The 18070-nt window shown below is 68.8% G+C and carries 16 protein-coding genes; 9 read left to right on the top strand and 7 right to left on the bottom strand.

Features of this window, described 5'->3' with window-relative positions; all coding sequences use genetic code 11:
• Positions 1-4 precede the first annotated feature (4 nt).
• From Q7J58_RS01400 to Q7J58_RS01390, 3 genes are read left to right on the top strand one after another with little or no spacing between them, the layout of a single operon-like run.
• Positions 5-517 carry a VOC family protein gene (locus tag Q7J58_RS01400; protein WP_304822355.1) on the top strand — a complete coding sequence of 171 codons (513 nt, stop codon included), beginning with the start codon at positions 5-7 and terminating at the stop codon, positions 515-517.
• Positions 510-1601 (top strand): iron ABC transporter permease, encoded by a 1092-nt coding sequence (locus Q7J58_RS01395; RefSeq protein ID WP_304822352.1) that lies wholly within the window; start codon positions 510-512, stop codon positions 1599-1601. The genes Q7J58_RS01400 and Q7J58_RS01395 overlap by 8 nt, the downstream gene beginning before the upstream one ends.
• Positions 1601-2464: a heme ABC transporter ATP-binding protein gene (locus tag Q7J58_RS01390; RefSeq protein ID WP_304822350.1), complete on the top strand. Its 864-nt coding sequence runs from the start codon at positions 1601-1603 to the stop codon at positions 2462-2464. The genes Q7J58_RS01395 and Q7J58_RS01390 overlap by 1 nt, the downstream gene beginning before the upstream one ends.
• Before the next feature lie 424 nt (positions 2465-2888).
• On the opposite strand, the gene Q7J58_RS01385 is transcribed toward Q7J58_RS01390, so the two are convergent.
• The 7 genes from Q7J58_RS01385 to Q7J58_RS01355 form a co-directional block, all read right to left on the bottom strand.
• Positions 2889-4076, bottom strand: coding sequence for a DUF1513 domain-containing protein (locus Q7J58_RS01385; protein ID WP_304822349.1), 1188 nt, complete (start codon positions 4074-4076; stop codon positions 2889-2891).
• Positions 4066-5136, bottom strand: coding sequence for an imelysin family protein (locus Q7J58_RS01380; RefSeq protein WP_304822346.1), 1071 nt, complete (start codon positions 5134-5136; stop codon positions 4066-4068). The genes Q7J58_RS01385 and Q7J58_RS01380 overlap by 11 nt, the downstream gene beginning before the upstream one ends.
• An 8-nt stretch (positions 5137-5144) precedes the next feature.
• Positions 5145-6638: a di-heme oxidoredictase family protein gene (locus tag Q7J58_RS01375; RefSeq protein ID WP_304822343.1), complete on the bottom strand. Its 1494-nt coding sequence runs from the start codon at positions 6636-6638 to the stop codon at positions 5145-5147.
• 32 nt (positions 6639-6670) lie between these two features.
• On the bottom strand, positions 6671-8038 hold the full coding sequence (locus tag Q7J58_RS01370; RefSeq protein ID WP_304822340.1) for a di-heme oxidoredictase family protein: 1368 nt from the start codon (positions 8036-8038) through the stop codon (positions 6671-6673).
• A complete protein-coding gene (locus Q7J58_RS01365) occupies positions 8035-9582 on the bottom strand; it encodes an Ig-like domain-containing protein (protein ID WP_304822338.1) in 1548 nt (515 codons plus the stop codon). The genes Q7J58_RS01370 and Q7J58_RS01365 overlap by 4 nt, the downstream gene beginning before the upstream one ends.
• A 112-nt stretch (positions 9583-9694) precedes the next feature.
• Positions 9695-10879, bottom strand: a complete 1185-nt coding sequence (locus Q7J58_RS01360) for an imelysin family protein (RefSeq protein ID WP_304822336.1) — start codon at positions 10877-10879, stop codon at positions 9695-9697.
• A gap of 98 nt (positions 10880-10977) precedes the next feature.
• The gene (locus Q7J58_RS01355) at positions 10978-11760 is read right to left on the bottom strand and encodes a phosphatase PAP2 family protein (RefSeq protein ID WP_304822333.1); all 783 of its coding nucleotides are present in this window, start codon (positions 11758-11760) and stop codon (positions 10978-10980) included.
• A gap of 95 nt (positions 11761-11855) precedes the next feature.
• On the opposite strand from Q7J58_RS01355, the gene Q7J58_RS01350 reads away from it, so the two are divergent.
• From Q7J58_RS01350 to Q7J58_RS01325, 6 genes are all read left to right on the top strand, one after another.
• Positions 11856-12584, top strand: coding sequence for a response regulator transcription factor (locus Q7J58_RS01350; RefSeq protein ID WP_304822330.1), 729 nt, complete (start codon positions 11856-11858; stop codon positions 12582-12584).
• Entirely contained in the window at positions 12581-13975 is a 1395-nt protein-coding gene (locus tag Q7J58_RS01345; protein ID WP_304822327.1) for a HAMP domain-containing sensor histidine kinase, read from the top strand. The genes Q7J58_RS01350 and Q7J58_RS01345 overlap by 4 nt, the downstream gene beginning before the upstream one ends.
• Before the next feature lie 185 nt (positions 13976-14160).
• Positions 14161-14976: a hypothetical protein gene (locus tag Q7J58_RS01340; RefSeq protein WP_304822324.1), complete on the top strand. Its 816-nt coding sequence runs from the start codon at positions 14161-14163 to the stop codon at positions 14974-14976.
• A 110-nt stretch (positions 14977-15086) separates the two neighbouring features.
• The gene (locus Q7J58_RS01335; protein ID WP_304822322.1) at positions 15087-16784 is read left to right on the top strand and encodes a phosphoethanolamine--lipid A transferase; all 1698 of its coding nucleotides are present in this window, start codon (positions 15087-15089) and stop codon (positions 16782-16784) included.
• A gap of 372 nt (positions 16785-17156) precedes the next feature.
• Positions 17157-17567: a PepSY domain-containing protein gene (locus tag Q7J58_RS01330; protein WP_304822319.1), complete on the top strand. Its 411-nt coding sequence runs from the start codon at positions 17157-17159 to the stop codon at positions 17565-17567.
• Between the two features lie 24 nt (positions 17568-17591).
• The gene (locus Q7J58_RS01325) at positions 17592-18068 is read left to right on the top strand and encodes a DUF2271 domain-containing protein (RefSeq protein WP_304822316.1); all 477 of its coding nucleotides are present in this window, start codon (positions 17592-17594) and stop codon (positions 18066-18068) included.
• Positions 18069-18070: the final 2 nt, after the last annotated feature.

The raw sequence follows: 18070 nt of genomic DNA, 5'->3' as shown, positions 1-18070 counted from the left end.
AACCATGTTGCGCACCCCCAACCTGCCGCGCGCGGTGGCCGACTACACCGGCGTGCTGGGCTTCGAATGCCGGCAGCACATTCCTGGCGTGCTCGCCCTGCTGGAACACGGATCGCTGTGCGTGCAGCTCTGGGCCTGCAGCGCCCCCGCGGGTCGCTGGGAAAAGCCCGACCCGCACCAGCGGGCTTGGGCGCCAGGCCACCACCGAGCGGTGGTGTGCGACATCCAGGCGTTGTACGCCAGCCTTCAAAGCGCCATCATGAAACCGGTGCGCACCACTCTGAGCGGTACCCAGGCGCTGCATGCCCACCGCCTGCCGGCCAGTGCCCCCAGCTTGCAGCCTTGGGGCGCCTGGGAATTTGCCTTCACCGATGTGGACGGTCACACCATTCACTGCGTGGACTGGGGTGTGGGGCTGCCTGCGCCGGCGGCTCATGGGCGCCAGCGTCCCGGGTCCGATGCCACGCCGCCCCGGACGTGGCGGGACGACCCGCAGGGCGGAGCGCCCCATGGCTGACGCCGTGGCTGCGGGTGCTCGCTGGTGCGTGCGGTCGTGGCAGGCCAGCGGGCCACGCTCGGGCAGCGGTGTGTTGCTGGCCCTGGGCGTTCTGCTGCTGGCGGTGGTGCTGTTTGCAGCCGGGCAGGGCGCCTACGGTTTGCCGCTGAGCGAATTGCCCGGCGTGATCGTCGGCGCCTTCGACCGCAGCACCGAGCGCAGCGGAGCTGAACGGGTGTTCTTCAGCATCCGCCTGCCCCGCCTGTTGCTGGGCTTGGCAGCCGGCGCCGGGCTGGGCATGGCCGGCGCCCTCATGCAGGGGCTGTTTCGCAACCCGCTGGCCGACCCGGGGCTGATCGGGGTGAGCAGCGGCGCAGCGCTGGCCGCAGGCGTCACCATCGTGCTGGGTGCCGTGTGGTTTCCCGATCTGCCGCGTGCGCTGGGCAGCTGGACCTTGGTGCTCATGGCCTTTGGCGGCGGCCTGGCTGTGACGGTGCTGATCTACCTGCTCTCGCGCGGCGACGGCGGTACCCGCGTCGGGCTGATGCTGCTGGCCGGTATCGGCATCAATGCACTGGCTGGCGCGGGTCTGGGGCTGTTGAGCTTTCTGGCCAACGACGAGCAGTTGCGCAGCCTGCAGTTTTGGCTGTTGGGCAGCCTGGGCGGCGCGCGCTGGAGCGCGGTGCTGCTGGTCGGTGGCCTGTGCGGTGTGGCGCTGGTGCTGGGGCTGCGCCTGGCGGGACCGCTCAATGCACTGGCCCTGGGCGAGGCGCAGGCGGTGCTGCTGGGTGTGCCGGTGCAGCGGGTGCAGCGCCAGGTGGTGGTGCTGACCGCGCTGGCCGTGGGCGCGGTCACCGCCACCACCGGCATCATCGGGTTCATTGGCCTGGTGGCGCCGCACATGGTGCGCCTGATCGCCGGACCCGACCACCGCTGGGTGCTGCCGGGCTCTGCTTTGCTGGGCGCCAGCCTGGTGTTGGCCGCTGACGCGGTGGCCCGCACGGTGGCGCAGCCCGCAGAGCTGCCGCTGGGTGTGCTCACCGCGCTGGTGGGCGTGCCTTTCTTTCTGGTTTTGCTGCGCAGCGCGCACGGGAGGCGGTTGTGATGCACACCTTGCCCATGGCGCAAGCCGAGGCGGCATCGGGTCGCGGCCTGAGCGCGCGGGGCATCACCGTGCGCGCTGCCCGCACGGTGCTGTTGCACGGCATTTCGCTTCACCTGCCCGCTGGCGAGGTGGGGGTGCTGCTGGGCCCCAACGGCGCTGGCAAGTCCACCCTGCTGTCGGTGCTGGCCGGTTTGCGGATGCCCGACGCGGGCCAGGTTTGGCTGGACGGCCAGCCCATGGCCCTCGTGGACATGGGCGCACAGGCCCGCTGCCGGGCACTGCTGGCGCAAGACAGCAGCGTGGCTTTCGACTTTCTGGCGTGCGAGCTGGTGGGCATGGGCCGCTACCCGCACCGTTTGCAGCCCTCGGCGGACGAAGCCGGGATTGCCCTGCGCGCCATGGCCGCAGCCGACGTGGGTCACCTTGCCCACCGCAGCGTGCAAAGCCTCAGCGGCGGCGAGCGCGCGCGGGTGCAGTTGGCCCGGGCGCTGGCGCAGGTGTGGGAAGCCCGGCCCGACGGCGCCAGCCGCTGGCTGCTGCTGGACGAACCCACCGCCGCGCTCGACCTGCGCCACCAGCACGAAACGCTGGCCACAGTGCGCCGCTGGGCGCGCGAGCAGGGCGTCGGCGTGCTCGCGGTGCTGCACGACCTGAACCTCGCCCTGCGCTACGCCGACCGGGTCTGGGTGCTTGACCAGGGACGCTTGCAGGCCAGCGGGGCGCCTGCCCAGGTGCTGACGCCCGAGCTGCTGCACCGGGTCTGGCAGGTGCATGCCCAACCGGTGGTCGATGCCGACGGCTGTGCGCAGCTGTTGACCCAAGCCTTGCCGCAACGGCTGTCCCAAGTCGGGCTTGCACATTAGCCGCCTGTCGGACTTGGAAGTCGCCGGCGGCAAATCGACCGCAGCGGTCCACTGTTGACCGTCTTCTGGACCCATGGCGGGGCTATGGACCTGCGAATCCGGCAAAAACTGTCCCCGGCGGAACCAAAACCCGACCTCCGGCACGGCACGCGGCGGCGACGCGACCACCCGCAGCAGCGGTGCCGATGGGCGCAACCCCTTCCGCGTCACGGGCGGCCACTGGGTGCACGCGCTCAGAGGCTGAGCGTTTTTCGGGCGTGTCCGAGCGACGCCTCAAAACGTGCCCGATCAAGGCGCAAAGCACAGCCATAGCAAGGCTATGGCGCGCGTTTGCAGAGACCAGCGGGTGCGTTTTGGGGTGGCGAGCGGGCATGAACGAAAGCCTCTCAGCCTCTCAGCCTGCGCCGAGGCCGTGAACACGTTCTCAGACCGCTGGCAAGACCCAATGGTTGTCGATCTGCAGAGCCCCCCCGCCGGGGCGCTGGGCCTGCCGCCGGGGCGGCGTGTTGGCCGACACCCCGCTGTGCAGCAGACCGGCCTTGCTGCGGCTGCTGGCCAGCCACCATTGCTGGCGGTTGGCGGCCAGCGCGTAGGCTTCGGTGTGTTCGATGGTGCCTGTGCAGTGGCCCGTGGCGTTGAACAGCGCCAGCCGGTGGGCGCGTGGGCAACTGACGGCGAAGCCGCCACCGGGCAAGGCGCAGACGTCGCCGCCGTAGCCGGCCAGCGCGGGCGGGGGCTCGGCGGTGCGCAGGGTGCGGCCATCCCACACCGCGAGCACGGGCGCCGCGTGCTGGACGGTCTTGTCGGGGTGTTCGGCCTGCAAGGCGATGCCCAGCGTGCCCGAGACCGGGTTCCAGGCCAGGTGGCGGATGCTGAGGTGGGGATCGTTCAGCCGCCACTGGCCGCGCAACGCACCGTTCGCCGGATCGAGCGCCACCAGCGATGAATCCATGCGGTTGAGCGCGCGTTTGCTGCGGCCGGTTTCGGGCAGGGTGGGAATGCCGCCGTTGGCCACCATGAGCGTGCCCGCGGGCAGATCGCCCGCGGGCTGCGGCAGGGCCAGCAGCTGGTGCGGGTCCATGCCGTGCGTGGCCCATTCGTCGGTTTTCTCCAGGCTTTGGGCCTCGCGCACGCCCAGCATGCCTTGGGCGCTGTCGAGGTCGGTCTCGGTGGTCCACAGCGTGGCGCCGCCGGCGCCGGCGATCACGTGGCCGTTGAAGCGCCGGTCGCCGTCGATCCAGTGCCACTGCGTTTTGCCCGTGCGCGGGTGCCAGCGCAACAGCCAGTCGCCCGGTCGCCGCGCCACGGCCAGCAGGCCACCGCCGGGCTCAGACCACAGACCGTGCGCCCGCGTGGGCACCGCCAGCGAGCGCTGCACCGACCAGTGGGCCCCGCTCACCGCAAGCAGGCCGATGCGCTGCTCGTCCTGCTGCTGCCAGGCGGCCAGCAAGGTGGTGCCCTGGGCGGGAGCCGCCCAGACCGGCGGGCAAGACATGCCGCCGGCCCAGAGCACCAGCTGCCGGCGCGAAATGCCCTTGTCCAGAAACACCGCCGAACCGGTGGTGCCGGGCCGCTGGTGTCGCTCCTCGGCGCGGGGGGAATCAATCGCCATCGGCATCGGAAAAACCCAGCGGCACATCCAGCGCCGCAGCCACCTCGGTTTGGTACAGCGTGGTCACGCCCTTGAGTGTTTTGGACAGGGCCATCAGGTCCGTGTCGCGGGCCTGGGCGGGCAGGCGGTTCATGGCCGTGTCGGCCGCGTCCAGTGCCTGCGCCCAGCGCTGCGCCAAGGCGATGTGGCCCTTGCCCATGAGCAGGGCTTCAATGGGGATCAGTTCCCGGTCCGGTTGAGGTGGCTGTGCGGCTTGTTCGGGTGTCAGGCGCGCTTGTGTGCGCAAGGCGTGCCACTGGGCACGCCATTCGGCCTGGTTGTCGGCGGCGGCCAGCCGGGCGAAGGCGGGTTTGTGGCGCTGGCTGGCGGTGCGGGCCTTTTGCACCGGCTGTTCCATCTGCATCCAGCGCAGACGTTCCAGGCCGCCGAGCCATTGGTTGATCCATTCGGCGAAGGCGCTGCGTGCGGCCGTCTCGTCTTGTGCCCAGTCCTGCGCAGCGCGTGCGTCAAACCGGGAGCGCAGTGCGGCGGCTTCGGCGGCGATGCCTTCGGCAATGAGCACCAGGTAAGGGCCATGCGCCGGTGTTGGCGGGCCGGCCAGCAGGTGCTCCAGGGCCGGGAAACCCTTGGCGGGGGTGCCGATCCGGTCCATGTCGGCCAGGGACTGGGGCACCCGGTTCAGCGCCTTCTCCAGCAGGGCCGGACGCGCCGGCCAGAAGTCGATTTGCCGCTGCGAACGGCGCTCGACCACCGGGCCGAGCGCGGGTGTGGACAGTGCAGCCCAGGCCAGCAAGGCCTGGCGCCAGGCTTCGCGCAACACGGGCCGGGCAGACGGGTTGTTGCAGTGCAGGCGCGCGGCCGCCAGCAGCGCCTGGGCTTGGGCGTCGAACGCGCGGGCCAACGGCGGCAGGTGCTGGCCGTACAGGCCTTGCAGCGCCTGCTCGCCGCTGTAAAACGGAAAGGCCGTTGGCCCGTGGGTCTGCGTTTGCGCGTGGGCAGCGTGCAGCGCCGCGCCAGCCACCGTGGCTGTCAGCAGTTGGCGTCGTGTCAGTGGTTGCATGGGGTCCATCAGAGCGAGTTCACGAAAGCGACGAGCGCATCGCGGTCGCGTGGGCTGAATTTGAGCACCTGCTCCTGGGCGCCTCGCGCCTCGCCCCCGTGCCACAGCACGGCGTCGAGCACGCCGTTGGCGCGGCCGTCGTGCAGCAGGCGTTGGTGACCGTTCACGTCTTTGAGCAGGCCAATACCCCACAGCGGCGGCGTTTTCCACTGCCGGCCGTTGGCCAGAAAGTCGGGTCGGCCGTCGGCGAGGTCCGGGCCCATGTCGTGCAGCAGCAGGTCGGTGTAGGGCCAGATGCGCTGGCCGCGGACCTGGCGGCTGGTGAACCGTGGGAACGGCGGCTCGCCGGTGGTGTAGCTGGGCCGGTGGCAGGTGGCGCACTGCGCCTGGTGGAACAGCGCCTGGCCGCGCAGCACCTGGGGGTCGTTGGGCTTGCGGCGCGCGGGCGGCGCCAGCGTGGCGGTGTAGAAGATCACGTGGCCGAGCGTTTCATCGTCGATCTCGGGCTGGTCCGCGCGGGCTTCGCTCGCCGGCATCAGGCCGTCGCGACCCGTGCGTTGACCGCCGCCGTGGGGTGCGGCCAGGCAGTCTTTCTGCGCCGGGGTGCAGGCCTCTTGCCAGAACACGCTGCTGGTGATGCCCATGTCGCCGTTGAAAGCGCCGGCGCTTTGGTGCGCCACGCTGCCGGTGTTGGCCTTCCAGCCGAAACGGCCGATCACTTCTTGCTGGGCAAACGCGTCCCACACGCGGTTGGGCATGCCTTTGATCGGGCCGGGCGCGGCCGCCTGTTCGCGGGCGTTGCGCAGGATTTCGCTCTCGGGAATGGCCTCGATCAGGCCCAGGCCGATGACCTGCGGCGCGATGCGCGGGCTGATCATCACGTCCGGGGCCATGGGGCCGTAACCCAGCTGCGTCAGCCGGTATTCGGGCTTGTGCAGTGTGTAGCGGGTGCCGTCGGCAAAGCGGCCACCGATGGGGGTGCTGCGGATTTCCACATGCCCTTCGGGCTTGACGCCTTGCACGGCGGCGTTGTTGAACTGGTCGCCGTAGGTGGGCTCGGGCCGCACGCCGGCATGCGGCTCGGGCGTGCCCGGCACCGACAGGCGGATCAGCAGCGCCACGGTGTTGTCGGGTTCGGGGCCAAGGGTCTTCTTCCAGTCCGGCGGGGCGCCGCGCCCGTCCATCGCATGGCAGCCCGCACAGGAGCGCGCGATGAAGTGCGGACCCAGGCCGTCGCGTGCGGTGGTCGAGGCGGGGGCCTCGACCCAGTTGCGCTTGAAGAAGGAGTTGCCGATGACGAAGCGCGTCTGCTCCCGGTCGTCCAGATTGGCCAAGGCAAACGAAAAAGCCTGGCGGCCGGTGGCATGCACCGTGCCCTGGCCCCCGGTCTTTTCGCCCAGGGGGTCGGCGTCGGTTTCGGCATGCAACCAAAGGCTGGCGCAAGCCACTGCGGCGCATGAAAGGGTCAAGGCAACACGGGTGAGGCGGAAGGGCTTTCGCATGGTGATGGCCAGTGGTGGAAGGGATGGGAGCGTCAGATGCCCCTCAGGAATTGCAGCAGCAGCGCCTTGTCACCCTCACCAAGGCCGGTGAAGCGATCCCGGGCCGATTGGGCTTCACCACCGTGCCATTCGATGGCCTCGCGCAAAGTCGTTGCACGGCCGTCGTGCAGGAAGCGGGCGCCTGCTTTTTGCTCAACGATGCCAAGGCCCCACAGCGGTGGTGTGCGCCACTCACGCGGGGCAGCGTCCTTTTCCTGGATGCCGTCGCTCAGGCCATCGCCCATGTCGTGCAGCAGCAAGTCGGTGTAGGCATAGAGGGTCTGGTTGCTCAGGCTGGGGAATCGGGGGTGGGTCATGGTGGTCAGCGTCGGTCGGTGGCAAGCCACGCAGCCGATGCTGCCGAACAGGCGGGCGCCTTGGTCAAACGCTTTCTGGTCCGCGATGCGCCGGTCGGGCACCGCCAAAACGGTCATGAAGTCCACCACCGCCATCAACGACGCCTCCGACACTTCCGGCGTGCCCCCGCTGGCGGCTGTGGCGCAGACCGTCTGCGCGGGGGTGCAGTTCTCCACCGGGTTCACGGGGGTCGTCAGACCCATGTCTTGGTGCAGGGCCCCTGCGTTCTGGGTTCGCAGGGTTGCGTTGATGGCTTTCCAGCCGAATCGGCCGATGCGGGTTACACCCTCTTCGGTCACCCAATGCGGGCGCCCCGACACGCCATCGCCGTTGCGGTCATCGGCGTCGGCGTATTCGAGAATTTGCGCTTCCGAGACCAAGTCCAGCAGACCCATTCCCACCAGTTGCGGCGAAATGCGCGCACCCAAGTGGTAGCCGGACAGATCGCTCGTGCTGTCGAACAAGGTCACCACATGGTTCAGTGCACCGGTCGTCGCCTGGCGCGACCAGGTGACCCAGCCTTCGGCCAGGCCCTCGGTGCTCTGGTGCTGCAGTTGGGCGCCGAAGACGGGATGCTCGTTGCCGCTCGCGTTGCCGATCCGGAACAGCACCGCGGGCGTGGTTCCCCCCGCTGCGGTGTAGGGCGCAACACGGCCATCGACCGCGTGACAGGCCGAGCAGGCGTTGGCATTGAACAGCGGGCCGAGGCCATCGAGCAACGCCCGTGGCCCCGGAGCGGCTTGCCACTCGGCGACAAACAGCTCCCGCCCCTGAGAGACACCCACCATCTGGGCCGCGTCGATGCTGGGTGCGAACTGCATGAAGGGTGCCGTGGCATGCACCGCGACCGTGGCGTTGCCCCCGGGTGACGTCCAGTTCAAAGGCGTCTCGGCGGTACCGCCACCGCTCGAACCACCGCCGCAGCCAACAAGACCGACCGAGGCGGCGACCGCCAGCGTCCGGCGGGCCCATGTCGAAGGGGTTTTCCAGGTGCTGAACGTCATGGGAACACCGGGTTCAGCGGTGCGTTGTACATCCAGGTGTTGATGGTGGTGCTGCCACCACCCAGCGCCCCTTCGAAGCTCCAGCCCCAGGTAAACACCTGCCCGTCGCTGCGCAGTGCCACCTGGTGCAGCGCGCCCAGGGACATGTCGACGATCGACGCCAGCGTCGTCAGGCGGTCTTCGGGCTCATCCAGGTTGGCGTAGACGGTGCCGGTGCCCTCGCTGGCGCCGTACATGCCCCATGGGTAGACCTTGCCGTCGGCGCGGCGCGCGTAGCTCGTGTTGCCGTTGCCATAGACCTCGACCACCGGGTGGGTTTCCATCCAGGGCAGGCTGGTGGGCGAGAGCACCGGACTCGCCCAGGCGGTGGCCGTGCCCTTGTGGATGTAGCCGTTGAAGCCCACCTGGCTGCTGGCGTTCAGGCCCCAGGCGTAGACCTTGCCGTCGCTGGACAGGGCCAGCACATGGTCGCGGCCGTTGGCCACCGATGCGATGCGAACGCCCGCGGGCATGGGCACCTTGAGCGGTGTGGCCTGAGCGGTGGTGCCGGTGCTGAGCGCACCCTGTCCCAGGTTGGCGTACTGGTTGCGGCCCCAGGCCCAGAGCTGGCCCTGGTCGTCCAGTGCGTAGGAAGAAGCCGAGCTGGCCGAGACCTGGACGATGCGTCCGACGTTGGGCGCGTCGGCAGGGCTCCAGACCACTGGCACCGGCGTGGCGCTGCGGGTGGTGGTGCCGTTGCCCAATTGCCCCAAGGTGTTCAGACCCATGGCCCAGACCGTGCCGTCGGCCTTGAGGGCCAGCACATGGTTGTAGCCGGCGGACAGGCTCACGGTGTTGTCCAGGCCTGGCACCTGGGCGATGTCCAGACGGCAGTTCGCGACCGTGCCGCTGCCGCACAGGCTGCGGCCGTCGGTGCCCCGGCCCAGTTGGCCATCGGTGTCGTCGCCCCAACTCCAGACTTGACCGTTTGCATCGATGGCGAGGGAGTGGTTTTGGTTGAAAGCCAGGGCCACAAAGGTTGCCATGCCGCCAGCGCGGGTGGGCGCCACCGGGTGTGTTTCGGCGTTGGCCGACACCGTCGAGGTGAATCCCAGACCGGTCTGGCCGAAGTTGTTGCGGCCCCATGTGTAGAGCTTGCCGTCGATGAGGGCACCGGCGTGCGCGTTGCCGCCCGCCACGCGGTGGCCCAGGTAGACCGATCCCTGCAGCGTGCCCTCGTTGCCGGCGGCGTCCCGGGCGGTCAGGGTGTAGTTGTTGCGGCCGGCCTTGAGGTCGACCGTGGCCGTGAAGCTGCCGCCGCTTAAAGCGGCCGTGCCCGTTTGGCCATTGAGCGCGATCTGCACGGACTGCACACCGGTGTCGTCAGTGACGGTGCCGGTCACGGTGAGGCGCGCTTGCTTCACCACCGTTTCGTGGGCCGCTTGCACGCTGCTCAGTGTGGGTGCGGTGGTGTCCAGCGTGAGGGTGTCGCCGCCGCCGCAACCGGCAAGCAAGCCGGCCAGAACGGCGGTGGCGATCGGCATGGAGAAGAGGGTCCGTGACATGAAACATGCCTTTCAAGAAAGAGGGTGCGGCAAAAAGCCCCGCTGCCGCCCGGTGGGGCGCAGCGATGGACCGGCTACAGCGTTGGAATGGCGCCCGTTGCGAGCGCCGGAATCAAGGCTCGACCAGCGTCAGCTTGGTGATGCCCACGCTGGAGGCCGACTGCACCAGCAGCCTGGACTGTTCGACCAGACTGTCGATGGTCTTCTCGATCGCCGGCCGGCCGGCCGAACCCTTGGCGATGGCGCGGTCGAAGGGGGCGGGAATGGCCTCGGCGCCCTGCACCGAGGCGGCGATTTGCGCGGTGGTCTTCTCCGCCAGCGCGGCGTTCTTGGCGGCCACCAGATCGCGCACGCCCGGTCCTTGCAGCAGACTGCCGTCGCGGCGCTGGTACTGGCCCAGCCACACGTTCTGGATGCCCAGGGCGTTGGCCACCACGTCGCGGTGCGTGTTGTCGGAGAAGCAGGAGTGTTCGTCTTCCTGGTCCTGTGAATTCAGTGCCACTTCCATGCGTTCGCCGGCCAGCTCGCCGCGCGAGAGCGAGCCCATGCCCACGATCATTTTGCGCACCGATTCCTTGCCGCCTTTTTCAAATTTGGCGCGGTAGTTCCTGGCGTTGGGCGCCCAGGCTTTGACCATGGCCGACAGGTCGTCGATGAGCAGTTCGGTGGCGGTGGTCAGGTACAGCGCGCGGCGCTCGACGTTTTCGCCCTTGCCTTTGACGTAGTCTTCAAAGGAGCGGTTGCCCGGCCCGGTTTCGCTCAGGTCCTGGCCCCAGAGCAGGAACTCGATGGCGTGCCAGCCGGCACTGATGTTTTCTTCACCGCCGCGCTCGTTGGCCTTGATCAGCGCGGCCTTGGTGATCTTGAACTTGGGGTTGTTGACCATGCCGGTCTTGGGCTTGCCCACCACATAGTCCACATAGGACTCGTCCAGCGGCCAGGCGTTGATCTGGCCTTCGGGTCCGTTGGCGTCGTCGATCGGGCCGCCGTAGAAGCGGAAGGCCTCGGTCTGGCCGTAGAACTCGCGGGCTTCCAGCCAGGCCTTGCGGGCTTTCTCCAGACCTTCGGCGGAGGGTGCCTTGACGAACCCGGCAATGGCGGATTGCATGTCTTTGGCCGCGGCCAGGGTGTCGCTGTAGTTGGCGTGCACCAGACCGGCGTAGTGCGCGCTCACCGTCTTGTATTCGACACCCGCCGCCGCGGCAGCGGCCGGTGTGCTGGCATGGGCCGGCCATGCTGTCAGTGCCGTGTTGGCACCCAGGGCGGCGATGGCAAGGGCGAGGATTCGATGTTTCATGATGATCCTTGGCTAATACAAATGAGAATGATTGTATTTTACAAAATGATCAACATGCCACTGCGTGCCAGATTTTTTGGCCGGTGCCCGGCCACGGGTCAAAAGCGCTTGTCCAGGCACGGGGCCTGCGGGTTGGGCCGCGGTGCGCGGCGGACGGGGTGCAGCAGGCGCCACCCCATGACCGAGACCGAGCCGCACACCACCAGCGTCCACAGTGTGTGGCTGGGGTAGTGGGCACCGCGCAGGGTTTGCACGCCACCGGCCACCAGCCCCAGGAACACCATGGCCACCAGCCAGCGCAGCCCCACCGTGCGCCGGCGTGGCCCCTGGTTTTCTGGCGGGCTCAGCCAGGGCAGGCACAACGCCACAAAGGCCAGGGCGCTGGACGCGTGCCCGCCCGGAAAGCAGCGCCCGGCGCCGCCATCGGCGTGCCACAGGTTCCAGTGCGACACATACGCCGCGCGGCCACCGAAGTCCTGCAGCTCCCACGGGCAGCTGGTCTGGCTTTGCACTTTAATGAGGTTCACCGCCAGCAGCGACAACAGCACCAGCAGCACCAGCCCCAGGCGCTCGCGGCGCGGCAGCTGCAGCCAGCGCAGGGCCGGCCGCTCCCAGCGGGTGGGCCACAGCGCCCACACCACCATCAGCCAGAACAAGCCGGTGAACGCCTGCCGCAAGCCCTCGTGCAGCACGCGCTCCAGCAGCCAGTGGTTGCGCAGCGGGAAGCCCTGCGCGGTGCCCAGCCACTGCATCACCGGCAGATCGGCGCCGCTGGCGTCCCACAACAGCGCCACCGCCAGTGCAGCCAGCAGCCAGCGCGTGGGGCGGTTGGCCTGGGTTGGGCTGCCACCGGTGGGCGCCGTGTGAAAGGTGTCAAACATGCCGGTGGACTGTGGGCCGGCTTCTTTAAGCGGTGCTTAAGTGCACGCCGGATAATGAAGTTTTTGCTTTTTCGGACCCCGCGTCCGCCCCCGACATGCGCGCACTAGTGGTGGAAGACGATCCCGGTATTGCCAGTGGCCTGAGCGCGTCGCTGCGCCAGGCGGGCTACGCGGTGGATGTGTGTGCCACCTTGCAGGCGGCCTGGACCGCGTTGTTGGTGGAGCCGTTTGACGTGATGCTGCTCGACCTGGGCTTGCCCGATGGCGACGGGCTGGACCTGCTGGCGCGGCTGCGCCGCCAGACCGAGCGGCCCGCCGGGCGCGAACAGCTGCCGCACACCGACATGCCGGTGCTGATCATGACCGCCCGCGACGGCGTGAGCGACCGCATCAGCGGGCTCGACGGCGGGGCCGACGACTACATCGTCAAGCCGTTTGACGCCAACGAGCTGCTGGCGCGCCTGCGCGCCATGCTGCGCCGGGCCAGTGGGCGCAGCAAACCGGTGATCGAACACGGCGAGCTGGTGCTCGACCCGGCCGCGCACACGGTGCAGCGCGCCGGCGTGCCGGTGGCGCTGGGCGCCAAAGAATTTGCGCTGCTGCTCACGCTGCTGCAGGCGCGGCCCCAGGTGCTGTCCAAATCGCGCCTGGAGTCGGCGCTGTACGGCTTTGGCGAGGCGCTGGACAGCAACGCCATTGAAGTGCATGTGCACCACCTGCGGCGCAAGCTGGGCGAATCGCTGATCAAAACGGTGCGGGGCGTGGGGTACTTCGTTCCGCGCGAGGCCGACACACCGACACCGCCAAGCGCCACCGCGTCATGAACACCACAACCACCCAGCGTCCGCGCCAGAACGTGCTGTGGCGCCACCTCTGGGGCTGGACGCTGAGCGCGCTGACCCTGGTCTGGCTGACCCTGATGGCGGTGGCCTGGTACACCGGGCACCACGAAACCGAAGAAATGAGCGATGGCCACATGCAGGGTGTGGCCCGTTTGTGGCTGGCCGTGTCGCCGGGCGCTGTGAGCGAGCTGGCGCAACCGCTGGCGCGCGAGGGGCTGCGCAGCTACGTGCAGGACGTGGCCGTGATCGAGTGGCAAGGCGAGCGCGTGGTGGCCGACACGCACCGCCTGGCCGCCGGGCTGGGCCTGGGCACACCACCCGCTGTGGGCGCGTCGGTGCGGCACTACGAGGGCCCGATGGGCAGCGGCCCCTGGCGCATGGTGGTGGTCGAGGCCGCGCCCACCAGCGCCACGCCCGATGCGCCCAGCCGCCGCGTGGCGGTGCTCATGAACATGGCCCAGCGGGTGGACCTGGGGCGCGATGTGGCGGAGCACGTGGCGCGCCCGGCCTTGCTGGTGTTGCCGCTGGTGGCGCTGGGTTTGTGGTGGACCCTGCGGCGTGGCCTGCGCCCGCTGGACCGCCTGTCCCGCGAGGTGGCCGAACTCGATGCGTTTGCCGGCCAACGGCTGAGCGACCAGCACCGGTTTCGCGAATTTTCCAGCACCGTGCAGGCCATCAACACGCTGGTGGACACCCTGCAGACGCGGGCGCAGCGTGAGCGCGCCTTTGCCTCTGACGTGGCCCACGAGCTGCGCACGCCACTGTCGGCCATCGCGCTGCAGGCGCGTGCCGCGCAGCGCGAGCCTTCGCCCGAGCACCTGGCACAACTGGAGCACGAGGCGCTGCGCGCGGGGCGCATTCTGGCCCAGTTGCTGGACCTGGCGCGGGCGCAGCGCACGGGGGTGAGCGGGCTCTCGGGTGAGGTGGCCGCCCCCATGGAACTGGGTGCCCTCGCCACGGACCTGATTTCGCGGCACGCGCAAATGGCTTATGAGTCCGGACACGAACTCTCGCTGGTGCAGCCCGATGCGCCGGTGCGGGTGCGTGCCCAGCCCATGCTGCTGGAGCTGGCCCTGCGCAACCTGCTGGAAAACGCTTTGCGCCACACGCCCGCAGGCACCCAGGTGTGCGTGGAGGTGTGGCAAACACCGCAGGCGGTGGGCCTGTCGGTGAGCGACGACGGCCAGCGCGGCGCCTGCCCCCAGCCCGCCAGCGCGGGCACCGGCACCACCGTGGCCCCGGCCGACACCGCCGGTCTGGGGCTGGGGTTGCGCCTGGTGGAACGCATCGCCGAACAGCTGGGGGCCCAGTTCTTGCGTGATGAAGGCGACACGCCCATGACCACGCGCTTCACGCTGCGCTGGCCGCGCTGAGCGCAGCCGGGCCGACGCGTCCCGGTTCCCCGCCGCCATGTCACGTGGTGGCTGTACCCTGACCACGGTGGTTGACCGCTGCAACGCACGCACGCGCCATGGAGCATCCCAACAATGGGGGATCGTGCAACGGACCCGCGTGGGCGTCCTGGGGATAGGCTCGACCGTTGTCTGGAGGATGGCTGGTGGTTTTCAATGCATTTTTTCTGTGGGGGCTGCTGCTGCTGGGTCTGCTGCTGAGCAGCATGGGTGTGCCGTTCGAGGACGTGGTCCTGACCTTGGTGGCCTTGCCGCTGCTGGCCCTGTTTGGGTTGCTCGTCCTGATGCAACTGAACGAGAACCGCATCCAGAAAAGGTTTGCCGACGAGGCGCCCCGGCGCAGCAGACGCTCGCGCTGGTACAAGCAGCGCCCTGGCCGCTGGGTGCTCGGCTTGCTGGCCTTGGCCGCGGTGTCCGCGCTGGTCATGCACCTGACGGGCGGCACAGCGGCGCCCGAAGCGGTCACGTTGGCCGCCGTGGCGAACACCGCCACCGCCACAGCGCCTCCACCCACCCCGATCGCACGCGCCGCAGCCGAGCCCGCGCAGGCCCCGGCAGCTCCTGCGTCGGCGACGGCCACACCGCAAGCCGATGCGCGCGCGGCGGTGGAGGCCGCCGTTCAGGCCTGGGCCAAGGCCTGGTCGGCGGGCCAAGCGGATCGGTACCTGAGCATGTACAGCCCGGCGTTCAAGCCTGCCGGCAACCAAGCCCGCCCCCAATGGGAGCGCACGCGCCGCGAGCGCGTGACGCCGGCGCAGCAAATCCGCATCGATCTGGACGACCTGGCGGTGGACCTCGCCGGTGACGCGCAGGCCGATGTGCGGTTTGTTCAGCGCTACGCGGCCAAGCACTTCCAGGACCGGTCGCACAAGCAACTTCGCCTGGTTCTGGAGCACGGGCAGTGGAAGATCGCCTCTGAAACGGTGCTGGCCACGCTGGCGCCGGAGGCTTCTGCCCCATAAACACCCCCCCGGAGAGATCGCAGACACGTTCTCTGAACGTGTTAAGGCCGCGTTAACCTGGGCTTTTTACGCTGGCCCCGCCAGGCTGTTCTGGCCTGCGGGGTGCTGGCGTGTTGTTGTCTTCTGGGTTGGTTTTTGCTCGGCGTCTGCGCGCGGGCTTGGTGTTGGGCCGCGGCCCCTGGCGCGCCGTGTGGCCGCTGGCGCTGTGGCTGGCGGTGGTGGGCAACGTGCCGTTGTGGCAGCGGGTGGCCGCGTTGGGTGGATCGCAGGGGCAGCTGTGGGTGTTGCTGGCTGGCCTGGGTTTGCTGGTGTGGGGTGGCACCGGGGTCCTGCTGTCGCTGCTGGCCTGGCCCCGCGTGTACCGGCCTGTTGCGTCGTTGCTGGTGTTGGTGGCGGCGTTCAACACCCACTTCATGTGGCAGTACGGCGCGGTGATCGACCCCACCATGCTGGCCAACGTGGTGCACACCGACGCCCGCGAGGTGCGCGACCTGTTGTCGTTCTCGCTGTTGTTCACCGTGCTGCTGGTGGCCGGGGTGCCGCTGTGGTGGATCTGGCGCCAGCCCCTGCGCACGCGCCGCTGGCTGGCGCAAACCGGGCGCAACGCCGGCGGTGCGGTGCTGGGCTTGCTGGGGGTGGTGTTGATCACGCTGCTCACCTACCAAAGCCTGGCCTCGCTCATGCGCAACCACAAAAGCCTGCGCTACATGATCAACCCGCTCAACAGCGTGTACGCCGCCACCCGCCTGGCGGCCGACCAGCTGCCCCAACAGGTGCGCACCCTGCAACCCGTGGGCGAAGACGCGCATCTCGGCGCCCGCTATGCGCAGCAAGCGCGGCCCCCGCTGCTGGTGCTGGTGGTGGGCGAAACGGCGCGCGCGCAAAACTGGGGGCTGGATGGCTACGCCCGGCCCACCACGCCCGCGCTGGCGCGCTGGCAGGCCCAGGGCGATCTGGTGAACTTCAGCCAGGTGCAGTCGTGTGGCACCAACACCCAGGTGTCGGTGCCCTGCCTGTTTTCGCCGCTCACGCGGGCAGAAGGCGGCGACAAAACCGCCGAGCACGAGAGCCTGCTGGACGTGCTGCAGCGCGCGGGCCTGGCGGTGCTGTGGCTGGACAACCAGTCGGGCTGCAAAGGCGTGTGCGAGCGCGTGCCCAACGCCAGCACGCGCGAACGGCAACTGCCCGGCTTGTGCGAGGGCGGCGAGTGCTTTGACGAGGCCATGTTGCACGGGCTGGACGACCGCATCGCCGCGCTCGACCCGCAGCGCCGCGCGCGCGGCGTGGTGCTGGTGTTGCACCAGATGGGCAGCCACGGCCCGGCCTACTTCAAGCGCACACCGCCCAGCCGCAAGCCGTTCCAGCCCGAATGCACCAGCAACACGTTGTCGGACTGTGCTGCTGCCGATCTGGTCAACGCCTACGACAACACCGTCGCCTACACCGACCATTTTCTGGACCAGACGCTGACCTGGCTGCAGCAACGCGCGGCCGCCGGCGCCAACGACACCGGCCTGATCTACCTGTCCGACCACGGCGAATCGCTCGGCGAAAACGGCCTGTATCTGCACGGTGTGCCCTACGCGTTTGCGCCGCAGCAGCAAACCCATGTGCCCATGGTGGCGTGGCTCTCGCCGGGGCTGCAGCAGCGCACCGGGGTGCGTGCGGACTGCCTGCGCGCACGCGCCGACCAAGCCCTGTCGCACGACCACCTGTTCCATTCGGTGCTGGGCTTGATGGGCGTGAGCACCCAGGCTTACCAGCCGGCCTTGGACCTGTTTGGACCTTGTGCGACCCCGCGCGGGTAAGCAAAGCACGGTCAAGCTTGCGCGTGGGCGTGCAGCAGGCGGGCCGCACACCCGCCGATTCCGCGCGGTTCTTTGAACTCAAGAACGCCACGTGGGCGTGCGCAATGCCGTGAGGCGGCTCCATCGCGCGACTTGCCCGCTTCTGTGATCCATTGCGCGACGGGATACCCCGTTCGACGGCTTGTGCAGCGTTGCCTCAGGTGATGAACAGCGCATGAACGCGCCATTCAGCGTGCGTACAAGATGGTTATTTCACAATGCCATTCAACACGCTGCAATCGCCGTTTTAAAGGGTTGCGCAGGCATGCAGCCGTACGCATCCTGCACGGTGCACGGTTTCTCATTCGCTGGTCTGTTTTGAAGGAGTCTTCCATGAAATACCCCGCCACGCTGCGCCAGGGCCTGCTCGTTTTGTCGGTGGGCCTGACCGCCTTGCCCGCATCGGCTGGCGACGGTTGCGATGCGCCGCTGAACCGCTGGCAGTCACGCGATGCGGTGCGGCAAATGGCAGTTGCACAGGGCTGGCAGATCCAGCGGCTGAAGATCGACGACGGCTGCTACGAAGTGCGGGGCACGGATGCCCAAGGCCGCAGCTTCAAAGCCAAGATCGACCCGGAAACCCTGAAGGTGTTGAAGCTCAAGCAAGACGACCACCCGCGCGCCCGCGAACGCGATCGCGATGACAGGGGCTCTGCGCAGGAACGACCCATGCAACCGGACGGTGCCGCCGTGCCACCGTCTTTGTTGACCCCTGGCATCGAGCCGCGCGGTCAAACCGAATAAACACCCTTCTACAGGAACATCACCATGTCCAAACCTCTCATGACCATTCTGGCCACCGCCTGCGCGCTGGCCCTTCCCGCCCTGGCACACAGCCGCCCGGTCACGCTCACCGCCCAGCTCAAGAACTACGGCGGCGACGGCGCCTACCTGGCAGCGTACCTGACCGATGCCAAAGGCGCCTATGTGCGCACGCTGTGGGTGGCCGGTGGCAAGGCCAAGTACCACAAGCACTTGTCTGACTGGAGCCGCCTCTCGGCGGGTGACGCCAAGCGCCTGGATGGTGTGACCGGCGCCAGTGTGGGCGCGGGGCGCACGCTCAAGGTCACCGCCGATCTGGCGGATGCACTGATCGACGCGGGCTATGAAATCCGCATCGACGCCGCCGTGGAGGACATGCGGGACAGCCCGTCGGAGGTTCGCATCCCGCTGTCCACCGCCAACGTCGGCAAGCCGCAGGCCGGCAAGCAGTACATCCAGTCGGTGACTTTTCAACTTCAGTAAAG

It is taken from the genome of Hydrogenophaga sp., from assembly GCF_030656115.1.
Classification (GTDB): Bacteria; Pseudomonadota; Gammaproteobacteria; order Burkholderiales; family Burkholderiaceae_C; genus Hydrogenophaga.
Note: the sequence above shows the minus strand (reverse complement) of the source record. Positions and strands in the feature narration are given on the sequence as shown.